This window comes from Pseudoduganella ginsengisoli, from assembly GCF_009720865.1.
Lineage (GTDB): Bacteria > Pseudomonadota > Gammaproteobacteria > Burkholderiales > Burkholderiaceae_D > Rugamonas > Rugamonas ginsengisoli.
On sequence record NZ_WNLA01000087.1, the window covers coordinates 1 to 465 of the forward strand.

Here is a 465-nt window from a genome sequence, read left to right on the forward strand (position 1 = left end):
GGCCGCCAGCAGTGCGGCCGCCACTGCCGCTGCCAGCGCAGGCGCGGCAGCCGATAGGGCGCGGGCTGGCGCAGCGGATGTGAATGCGGCGCCCAGTGCGCAGCACAGCGCGATGGCTGTCGCCATGGCGGCAATGCGGTTCGTCCACGTTTCGGCTTGCCACCACGGCGTGCGTTGCCGCCATTGCCAGCTGACGGCTGGCGCTGCGGCATCCGGCATGCGCGCTTCGCTGTACAGCGCGACATGGCGCGCGGGCGCCAAGGTCATGGTATCGCCGGACATGCCGGTGATGGCATAGCGGACACCCGCCAGCGATACAGATGCCGCGCCGTCCAGCGCGGTATCGAGCCGGCGCACGTCCTGCGCGCCAGCCGGCCCTTGGACCAGCAGTGCGGCGCCGCCGTCATCGAGCGCGCCGGCAGCAAAGCGCAGCTGCCCGTGGCTGCGGGCGACCGTGGCCGTTTC

1 pseudogene is annotated in these 465 nt (G+C 72.5%); it reads right to left on the bottom strand.

The features are described from left to right. Positions 1-465, bottom strand: a pseudogene (locus GM668_RS30765) (hypothetical protein); the annotation flags it as partial.